Here is a 9,274-nt window from a genome sequence, read left to right as displayed (position 1 = left end):
AATAAAACAGATGAGAGAGGAAATAAAGAAGCTGGTTATCAAGGAATAAAATATTCTTTTACTATATTTGCATTCTCATGCACATTAGGGGGAAAGCTATTTCTATATAATCTTACTTTTTAACAAAGAGTATGCATATATGGAAATAATCAGAACCAGCAAGTCATGTATTTGCTTTTTCTGCGGTGGAATTCTTTCCGACAAAAGATGAAAACAACTTTTATTAATCATCGAAACATAGAAAAGAGATGAAAAAGAATATTTTGAAAACAACACTGGTTGCTGCATTTGCTTTGCTGGCAGGGTATAATGTGTACAACTCTCAGAAATCGGATGTGATGTCTGAGTTGGTTTTAGCTAATGTGGAAGCATTGGCTGATGGAGAAGATGGAGGTTCGTGCCGATAGAGCCGTGTGTACGATTCAGAAGGATGTGTTTATCACGTCTGCGTTGCCAATGGTTCTGGTGATATTTGTACATGTGGAGCAACTAAAGGATAAAAATCCTCAAAAAAAACAGAGAGGAAACGACTCTCTTTCATCCCCTCTTACAATGTTTATAAGAGGAGAGTAATTACTCTTATAAAAATCAAAAAGGAGAGTTCTATACTCTCATTACCAATTTATAAATTTAACATGAGAAAGGCAATTTTTCTATTTTTAATAATATCATGTTGCTTTGTAGGATGCACCCAACAAGATAGGACAACAACTTCTTTGTTTTCTATGAATGACTACAATTTATTAGAGAATCAACAAACAGTAAAGCTCTCAGATATATTCAAAAATTATCGGACAATAGCTCTAGAAACCAATGACTCTTGTTTGATTGGAGGGCGTAGTAACAAAATTATCAAACGCAATTCTACGTTTTACATCCAATCTCAAAATTCAATTCTACGTTTCGATGAAGAAGGACATTACATCAATAAGTTATCCCGTGCAGGCAATGGACCGGAAGATTATACTTCAATTTTTGATTTTGATATAGTAACCAATGGACCGGAAGAGATATGGATTTCCACTATTGGTGGAATTAAAATCTATGACGCAAAAACAGTTTCATATAAGAGAACTATTGCCATAAACAGTTATGTAAACCAATTTAAATATCTCAATAAAAATACAATATTAACTGTAACGCCCGAAGATTCTGTTTTCAATGTTTGTAATATTGATGGAAGTGTACGATTTAAATATATGAAAAAAGACTTGGCCAATTCTGGTTTGAAACCCAATCAATTCTTTGTATATAATAATAAAGTAATATACCAATTAGATAATACACAATGTGGAGTTGCTTACAGTGCCGAATCGGATTCTATGTATTATCAAGATATTTTGGAGTGTAATGAAGCATTGTTAACTCCGGCAATCAATAGGAGTTATTATGAGAAATACGGTTATGAAGACCAATATGAAAAAATAAAGGAAGAATATATTTTTCTGTCTACGGTTCGCACATTGGGAGATGATGTATTGATGACAAAGTTTTATCCCGATAAAGAGAAAGTGATTGTGATTGGTAACAAAGAAGGGCTAAAAGGTTATACTTATGGTAAAAATGCAACATTGGAAAACGATATAATACCCACAAAGAATCTAAATTTTTTATCATCGATTATATGTTGTGAGGGAGATAACTCTTTCATATTCATGATTCCTGCTGAAACAATTAGCAAAGATAAGATTAAAGACGATGATAATCCTTGGCTATTGGAATGTGAATTGCAATAAAATGAGAGAGAATAAAGAAATTAATTGGCAAAGAGTAAAAGTCCTTAAGAATTATCGACGTAAATGTTTGGAAAATTAGCTTATTCTCCATATCTTTGATAGCGTTTTATTAATAAACAGTTGATTATAAATACTTTAATCTGATAAAACAGAATAGAATGGATATGAATGTTAAAACTATATTATTAGGGCTGCTTACGTTAAGTTGTATTCAATGTACCACTCGCACAGCGGACACAACCATAGGATATAAGTTTTCCAATCAAGAGAAGTTAGTATTTGAAGACATAGATTATCCTGAAATACTAGGTGATATCATGCAGGTTATTAAAATAGATAGCCTTTTGTTGATAAATGATTATTATGGAGATTCTTTACTTACTGTATTCAATCTTAATAATAATAAAATAGAACGAAGGTTATTAGGACAAGGAGATGGCCCCAACGAATTGCTATCTCCGTTAGAGGTTCTTTTGTTGAATAATAATTTGTGGATTTTAAGTCGTCCTATCCATTTATTGAATCATCTGTCAACCCAGTCTATTCATAAATCCCCAAAACTGGTAAGGGACCTGCAGGCCAAAACAGAAGCGGATTGTTTCGTTCCATTAACCGATACTCAATTTGTACTGTCCGGTTTTTGGAAGAAACGATATGCGTGGATGAACTTACAAAAAAGTAATGAGTTAATAGAGTTTGGTGAATTCCCGGACTTCTGGGAGGCAGAAAAAGATATTCCACACTTATCTAAAGCTATGTTTCATCAATGCCATTTTGCAGTAAATCCTCAAAAACATTTATTTGCTTCATGCTCTTATTTTGTTCTGGAGATTTATGAATATGACCCAATGGGAAAAAGATGCCCGACCCTGAAGTTCAAAAAGCAACTTGGAAAATATAAATATAAATTCAGTACTGACGAACATGTTGTCTTCGCAAAGATGAAAGAAGGATGCGACCCGGTCTCTGTCGACATAGTGGGCACGGAAAATCATATTTATCTCTTGACTCAAGACTCGGAACAGAGAAAGCAAAGGAATATTCTAGTCCTTGACTGGGAAGGAAATCCTGTAAAGTTATTAAAAACAGGGCAACGATTGATGTGCTTTGCCGTTGATGAAGAGAACCAAATGGGATATGGAATTATTCAGGACCCTGAAGATAAACTTGTATCATTTAAATACAATCTGTGAAAATTTACGCAATAGCTTAATTTAAAGAATAAAACGAAGATGAAAAAAATTGAAAGCAACAGTTGTTGCTGCGTTTACTCTGGTAGCAGGATTTAATGTGTATAACTCTCAGAAATCGGATGTGATGTCTGAGTTGGCTTTGGCTAATGTGGAAGCATTAGCAAATATAGAGGGTGATACTACTGATTATTATTACTGTAAATCTGGTGGACCTTATTGTGATTTGTATCTCAATGGACAAATGGTCTTTCAATCTCGTTCACATTAATATCATTATTTAACAAGTAAGAGTTGTATTAATACTAAATGATGTTTTGGTATAAAAGTAAATAAATGAAGAAAATCATATTCAGCCTTCTGTGCTTAAGTTGCTTGTTGGGGTGTAAGAAATCGAATGATTTTTTCCCACACGAAATATGCATAACAGGAAAAATGTTGTCTGTCGGAGATAGTTTAGGTATACCTTTCACTATAAATATTGCTAATGGTTATTTTATATTCCGCGACTTCTATGATAATACCTGCCTGACAATGCTAAAATCAGATATGTCATTTTGTTATCATTTTGGAGAAAGAGGCGAAGGCCCCAATGAAGTTATTGACCTCGGTCCGGTCCTTGTCAATGGCTCTAGCTTTTCTGTCTATGACGGTGGGAAAATGTCATTATTAACTTATTCGACAGACAGTCTTTTACAACATATAGACAGACCTTTGGTTAGCTTCAAGACGGAACTTGAAGGCAGTATTATATCATTAATAAATATATCCGATTCTGTTTATATTGCTACAGGTTCTTTTCCATGTGATAAACGTTTTAGCATATTGAACTCTAAAGGAGAAAAGATTAATGCATGGGGTGAATACGAAATCAAAGAACAAGAAAAAGATATACCTTTTTATATCAAAGGAGTTGCTTATCTATCAGATATGGAACGTAAACCCGGCTCTAACCGTTTTGCGGTAGCAACAAGATATGGCGGTGTGTTAGAGATATACGACTTTAATCCTCAGAATATGTCTATAACAAAAGTTGCAGATGGAGCAAAATTTTTTACTCCACGTTTAACAACCATAGACATTCAGGGGAGCTTAAATTTTGCACCGGATAAGGATACGCGATGGGGGTATCTGTATTTATCTTCTGATTCTCAATATATTTATGGTCTTTATTCGGGGATGTATCAAAGAGAAGGCGAGCCCTTTATTTCCGGAAATACCGTTCATGTTTTTAGTTGGGATGGTCTGCCTATATGCCAATTGATATTAGATAAACGTGTCAGAGACATTGCCGTGCAGGGGAATAAATTATATGGTTTATATGAGGACACAGAAATTGGATATGAGATAATTGAATATGTTTTACCCGATAATTTGAGATAGTATGAGATTAATATTACTTATATTTATAAATGCATTATTTCTCTTTCCTTGTAATATAGCATCGCAAGAAATAAAAGCAAATGATGTTACACTCATTGCTTCTCCAAAGGATAAGGATGTTTGTGTCATTAAAATCGATAAGGATTATTTTTTAGCACATGTGTCAGATGTACGGTTGATTAATCCTCTGGCAATGGAGTCTATCGAACTTTTCTTACCGGATAGTGATTATTTTAAATGTGTAAAGAAAGAACAGCCTTTATTATTTGAGAATATACAAGCTGTTTTTGTAATAGAAAAGAAAAAAGGCAAGAAACTTCCAAATAAGTTCACGAAATAAATTGTAAATCTTTGCAATCTGCCCAAAAGATAATGGAGGTATATTGGATATTGGTTAATCAAAAGGAGATAAGATGCTGATAATTTATATATTTTGAAACTATAAAATGGAGTATAGCGATTTGATTAGAAAAAGGATAGGCGGATAGCAGGCAGACTGTTAACCGTATTGTTCAGTATTTGTATTCTGATTATAATCTTCATATTCTTTCAGGTCACCACTTTCGCCACCTTCCATATTCCTTCCGACTCCATGTATCCTGCTTTACAGGCAGGCGATAATGTGTTGGTGAACAAATGGATAATGGGAACCCGCATCTTCAATATCTGGGATGCATTGGAAGAAAAGGAAGTGAAGATTCACCGGTTGCCGGGAGATACGCTGGAAATAAGGAACGGATTCTATAGGATACGCGGGATAGAGGAAAAATTAGGCAAAACCACATGCGGAACTGGGAGGTTATCAACGACAAAAACTGGAACAGGATGCAAAGATGATAATGGAAAAAGAACCGAAAATACAATCCACAGCAATAAAACAGATGAGAGAGGAAATAAAGAAGCTGGTTATCAAGAAATAAAATATTCTTTTACTATATTTGCATTCTCATGCACATTAGGGGAAAAGCTATTTCTATATAATCTTACTTTTTAATAAATAGTCGGCAAAGAGTATGCATATATGGAAATAAAAAGATGAAAACAACTTTTATTAATCATCGAAACATAGAAAAGAGATGAAAAAGAATATTTTGAAAGCAACACTGGTTGCTGCATTTGCTTTGATAGCAGGGTATAATGTGTATAGCTCTCAGAAGGCTGAGGGAATGTCAGAATTGGCTTTGGCTAATGTGGAAGCATTGGCTAGTGAAGAAGGGGGTGGAAATCATATAACTTGTTATTCCGGCAGCGGTTCTTCTTTTTTGTGCAAATGTAGCACATGTACTTGGGGATACATAGGGACAAGTAGTAAATCAACCTGTTATTAAATGGATTGGATGCGAACGAAGGTAGAAAATATCAAATATTGTATTTGTATAGTATTACTTATACTCTTGGATTCCTGCGTGAATAGGGAAATTACCATTATGACAGAGGATAAAATAGCATATCCTCAAGTGGAAAATGTAGACCTGTCAGAAGTACTATATGCAGATAAATTAATAGTGTCTGATTCATTTCTGGTAGTGATAAACCGGAAGGCAGAACCTTTCTTTTATATATATGATGCTGATTCCTTCTTGTTTAAAGAGAAATTTGGTTTTTCGGGAAATGGACCGGAAGATTTTCTATTTCCTTTTTTTATGAATCAGACGGATTCTGTATCTGAGCATGTTTCTGTGTACGATGTGAATTTGGCTTCATTCAAGGATATTAATATAAAGCGTTTATTGGCGCACGAAGAGAAAGCCATTGTATCTTCTTCCATGCCCTCTGCCTTGATAGGTGCATCTGTATTAGTGGAGAACAATCATCTGTATTACGGCAATATAGACAGTGGCGAAGGTTTGTTCTTTGTTTATGACAGTATCCTGAATGTTCGCAACTGGATTTCTTTCCCCTCCTCTCTATTGCCTTCCGAAGGCGATTTTACGGTAATGAATTCCAATAGGATTGCTGTAAATACTCGATTGCATCGAGTTGTATCGGGTATGCGTTTCTATAATAAACTATATTTATATGATGTAGAGAAAAAGGAGATGTTGAAAGAGGTGATGATAGGCAGGAATCCTATCTTCCCTATATTGGAAGGGCAGTCCATAAACGGAGAAAGCCAACTTTGCTGTATGGAAACACACGCTACGGATCAATATGTTTACGTGTTGATGCAGCGCGTCAGGGAAAAAGACTGGGATAACGCAGATGGGGAACCTTCGCGTATCATAGTGTTGGACTGGGAGTTGAATTATGTGAAAACATATCAATTGGCTCATCATACTAATTCTTTTGCAATTGATGTTAGAAATAATCGTATTTTATATACGGCAGCCAATGATGAAGGGCATACGATTCTATATTATTGGAAGGAAACTTTTGATGATGTCAAATAGCATACTTGCCAATCAACAAGTTTTTTCCGGAAGAGGGACAATATAAATAATAATAAGCCGGATGCTTATATAAAGTCGATGGCTACCCATCGCTTAAATAAGATGTTTGTATGGAAACACACGCTACAAACGTTTGAAGCAGTTTCTAAGCCTATTCGAAATTTTCTCAACAATAATCTTATAGTGGTCAATTTGACTAACGGAACCGTTTTTACCTAGATTGGAATTGACAACCAATTGATAGCCAACACCTCTTATTCTTTCTATTTTATATTGAGGATAATCTTGTAATGCTTTCCTTAACCTATTAATACTTGAGTCAACTCTTCTATCCAAATTCATTTCGTCCAATGCCTCGTACTCATTTGCCCACAGTCCTTTTTTTATTTCATCTCTAGAAACAAAATGTTCAGATCTTTTCTGAAAAAGCAGTAACAATTGAAAGGCTTGCTTGGAAATATCCAACTCTTTTGAACCCATATGTGCTTTTGTCTTATTCGTATCCAAGATTATATCTTCCAATCGAATATTCCCTTCTGCCACTTCTCCTCCACTCTCCGGCGCTTTAACTTCGGCAGCAATAAAATTATCCTTCGCATTACATTTCTTATTCTTATAGTAGGTGTATATAAGTATTAATAGCATAAAAACACCTAATACACAAACTACATAGAATATCATCAATAGGGGTATATATTTTATTATTGTCCAAATATTGTAATTCACCCATGCCTGCACACTGACAGTTTCTCTTGCATCCAGAAATTGTATCGTTGTGCAATATGCTGTTCGGGGAGAAAGAGAATCATTATTACTATATTGGGGCTGTCCCTTATATCGATAAATAATTCCCATTGAATCCGTTATGCCATTCTTTTTCATCTTTTCATTAAAGATAACCATAAACATATCCGGATTTATAGGAGAGTACTCCGCCAAGAGGTATTGGGTCACTAATTGATTAGCCCTATATTCATATATACTATCTTTAAAAGAAAAAGTCTCTATCCCTTTTTCTGTCTCTATTTGATAATTTTTAATCTTCCTTCCTCCAGGTCGAGAATATATTGGTTTCGTATTGCTTCTGACATGATAATCCTCTATTATAGTTTCTTGCAAAGCGCGTTCAGCCAACATGTGAATATCCTCTTCTGCTAACGAAACTAAAAAATAGAAAACACCAATTATTCCAATCACGATTAGAATAATTAATCCAATTGTATTTTTGAATCTTGCAGCCATACTTTTTTTTGCAAAGATAACGAAAATAAGAATATGGATAAAAATATAATAAAAAAGAGAAGATTGTAGATGTAATATATCTATTAATAGCATCGGTGAGGTTCCCATAAGGCTTCAGCAAGGTAAATACAAGGTTTCCGTAAGGTAAATGTGAGGTATCCTATGCTTTAAATTTAAAAATAAAAGCCTAATTTTGCTTTCAATTAATAAGATAGAGTGTATGAAAAAGAAAATGGTCCTTTCATTTATTATTGTAGCAACAGTAATGAGTTTTATAAGTTCTTCCTATTCTAATGATAATACTAATGATTTATTATTAGACAATATAGAAGCATTGGCAAATGGAGAACAGGAAAATGGTATAACATGTATAGGAGAAGGAACGGTAGATTGCCCTATTGGTATTAAAGTAGAAGCAGTAATCAGATATTATAGTTTAGAATAATATATGAAACACATTTATTTACTGTTTTTTCTCTGTTTACTATGTTCTTGCAAGGAATCAGAAAAAGAGAAAATCGCTCGTTTGGTTAAAGAATGGGATGGGAAAGAGATTTCCTTTCCTCCCCATTCTGTTTTCACCATTCAAGGGAAAGATACGATTGATTTTTCTTTCGCAGATGCCGAATATAAGATAGTTACTTATGTAGACTCTGTAGGTTGCACCAGTTGTAAGTTGCAATTGCCTCGTTGGAAAGAATTCATGCACGAAGTAGATTCATTGGCTCAGGGAAAAGTGTCCTTTGTGTTCTATTTCCACCCCAAGGATATAAAAGAGTTGCGTTACATTACCCGGAGGGATGCCTTCACTTATCCGGTTTGTCTCGATGAAAAGGATGATTTTAATGCATTAAACCGTTTTCCCGGTGAAATGACATTTCAATCTTTTTTATTAAACCGGGAAAACAAAGTGATAGCGATAGGCAACCCGGTTCACAATCCAAAGGNATGCCTTCACTTATCCGGTTTGTCTCGATGAAAAGGATGATTTTAATGCATTAAACCGTTTTCCCGGTGAAATGACATTTCAATCTTTTTTATTAAACCGGGAAAACAAAGTGATAGCGATAGGCAACCCGGTTCACAATCCAAAGGTGAAAGAGCTCTATCTGCAGAGATTGACCAATGGCGAAATGCCTTCTTCGGCAGTTGCCATGACAGACGTTTCCGTCAATACGGCCAATATGGATTTCGGGACTTTTCCACAATCGGAAAGGCAGGAATACAAATTTGTATTGACCAATGAGGGCAACAATCTGCTGGTCATTCAGGATGTCACTACATCTTGCGGTTGCACCAAGGTGAGTTACAGCAAGGAACCTGTCCGTTCCGG

At 34.8% G+C, this 9,274-nt stretch carries 9 protein-coding genes and 4 pseudogenes; 12 read left to right on the top strand and 1 reads right to left on the bottom strand.

The features are described 5' to 3' along the window. Positions 1-248 precede the first annotated feature (248 nt). The 9 genes and pseudogenes from IR173_RS17690 to IR173_RS17650 form a co-directional block, all read left to right on the top strand. Positions 249-395 (top strand): annotated as a pseudogene (locus IR173_RS17690) (NVEALA domain-containing protein); the annotation flags it as partial. A gap of 240 nt (positions 396-635) precedes the next feature. Beyond that, on the top strand, positions 636-1,736 hold the full coding sequence (locus IR173_RS17685; protein ID WP_237040832.1) for a 6-bladed beta-propeller: 1,101 nt from the start codon (positions 636-638) through the stop codon (positions 1,734-1,736). Between the two features lie 158 nt (positions 1,737-1,894). Further along, the gene (locus tag IR173_RS17680; RefSeq protein ID WP_237040831.1) at positions 1,895-2,929 is read left to right on the top strand and encodes a BF3164 family lipoprotein; all 1,035 of its coding nucleotides are present in this window, start codon (positions 1,895-1,897) and stop codon (positions 2,927-2,929) included. A gap of 49 nt (positions 2,930-2,978) precedes the next feature. After that, positions 2,979-3,197, top strand: coding sequence for an NVEALA domain-containing protein (locus IR173_RS17675; RefSeq protein ID WP_237040830.1), 219 nt, complete (start codon positions 2,979-2,981; stop codon positions 3,195-3,197). A 65-nt stretch (positions 3,198-3,262) separates the two neighbouring features. Next, positions 3,263-4,309 carry a BF3164 family lipoprotein gene (locus IR173_RS17670; protein ID WP_237040829.1) on the top strand — a complete coding sequence of 349 codons (1,047 nt, stop codon included), beginning with the start codon at positions 3,263-3,265 and terminating at the stop codon, positions 4,307-4,309. Between the two features lies 1 nt (position 4,310). Continuing rightward, a complete protein-coding gene (locus IR173_RS17665) occupies positions 4,311-4,649 on the top strand; it encodes a hypothetical protein (RefSeq protein ID WP_237040828.1) in 339 nt (112 codons plus the stop codon). A 156-nt stretch (positions 4,650-4,805) separates the two neighbouring features. Beyond that, positions 4,806-5,024 (top strand): annotated as a pseudogene (locus IR173_RS18285) (S26 family signal peptidase); the annotation flags it as partial. Between the two features lie 361 nt (positions 5,025-5,385). Further along, positions 5,386-5,637: an NVEALA domain-containing protein gene (locus IR173_RS17655; RefSeq protein ID WP_237040826.1), complete on the top strand. Its 252-nt coding sequence runs from the start codon at positions 5,386-5,388 to the stop codon at positions 5,635-5,637. Positions 5,638-5,736: 99 nt separating this feature from the next. Continuing rightward, positions 5,737-6,699 (top strand): TolB-like 6-bladed beta-propeller domain-containing protein, encoded by a 963-nt coding sequence (locus IR173_RS17650; RefSeq protein ID WP_237040825.1) that lies wholly within the window; start codon positions 5,737-5,739, stop codon positions 6,697-6,699. A 123-nt stretch (positions 6,700-6,822) separates the two neighbouring features. Here IR173_RS17650 and IR173_RS17645 read toward each other — a convergent pair whose 3' ends face one another. Then, the gene (locus IR173_RS17645; protein ID WP_237040824.1) at positions 6,823-7,941 is read right to left on the bottom strand and encodes a winged helix-turn-helix domain-containing protein; all 1,119 of its coding nucleotides are present in this window, start codon (positions 7,939-7,941) and stop codon (positions 6,823-6,825) included. A gap of 220 nt (positions 7,942-8,161) precedes the next feature. Between IR173_RS17645 and IR173_RS17640 the strand changes: the two genes are divergently transcribed. The 3 genes and pseudogenes from IR173_RS17640 to IR173_RS18315 form a co-directional block, all read left to right on the top strand. Next, on the top strand, positions 8,162-8,386 hold the full coding sequence (locus IR173_RS17640; RefSeq protein WP_237040823.1) for an NVEALA domain-containing protein: 225 nt from the start codon (positions 8,162-8,164) through the stop codon (positions 8,384-8,386). A 3-nt stretch (positions 8,387-8,389) separates the two neighbouring features. Next, a pseudogene (locus IR173_RS18320) lies at positions 8,390-8,887 on the top strand (DUF1573 domain-containing protein); the annotation flags it as partial. Between the two features lie 4 nt (positions 8,888-8,891). Further along, a pseudogene (locus tag IR173_RS18315) lies at positions 8,892-9,274 on the top strand (DUF1573 domain-containing protein); the annotation flags it as partial.

Origin of the sequence: Phocaeicola faecalis, from assembly GCF_021730445.1 — a bacterium.
Taxonomy (GTDB): Bacteria; Bacteroidota; Bacteroidia; order Bacteroidales; family Bacteroidaceae; genus Phocaeicola; species Phocaeicola faecalis.
This window is presented reverse-complemented; position numbering and strand designations above follow the sequence as displayed.

Excerpts from the sequence above, each read along its gene's own strand:
- IR173_RS17685 (WP_237040832.1), top strand. The coding sequence starts at position 636 with ATGAGAAAGGCAATTTTTCTATTTTTAATAATATCATGTTGCTTTGTA.
- IR173_RS17680 (WP_237040831.1), top strand. The coding sequence starts at position 1,895 with ATGGATATGAATGTTAAAACTATATTATTAGGGCTGCTTACGTTAAGT.
- IR173_RS17670 (WP_237040829.1), top strand. The coding sequence starts at position 3,263 with ATGAAGAAAATCATATTCAGCCTTCTGTGCTTAAGTTGCTTGTTGGGG.
- IR173_RS17665 (WP_237040828.1), top strand. The coding sequence starts at position 4,311 with ATGAGATTAATATTACTTATATTTATAAATGCATTATTTCTCTTTCCT.
- IR173_RS17655 (WP_237040826.1), top strand. The coding sequence starts at position 5,386 with ATGAAAAAGAATATTTTGAAAGCAACACTGGTTGCTGCATTTGCTTTG.
- IR173_RS17650 (WP_237040825.1), top strand. The coding sequence starts at position 5,737 with ATGACAGAGGATAAAATAGCATATCCTCAAGTGGAAAATGTAGACCTG.
- IR173_RS17645 (WP_237040824.1), bottom strand. The coding sequence starts at position 7,941 with ATGGCTGCAAGATTCAAAAATACAATTGGATTAATTATTCTAATCGTG.
- IR173_RS17640 (WP_237040823.1), top strand. The coding sequence starts at position 8,162 with ATGAAAAAGAAAATGGTCCTTTCATTTATTATTGTAGCAACAGTAATG.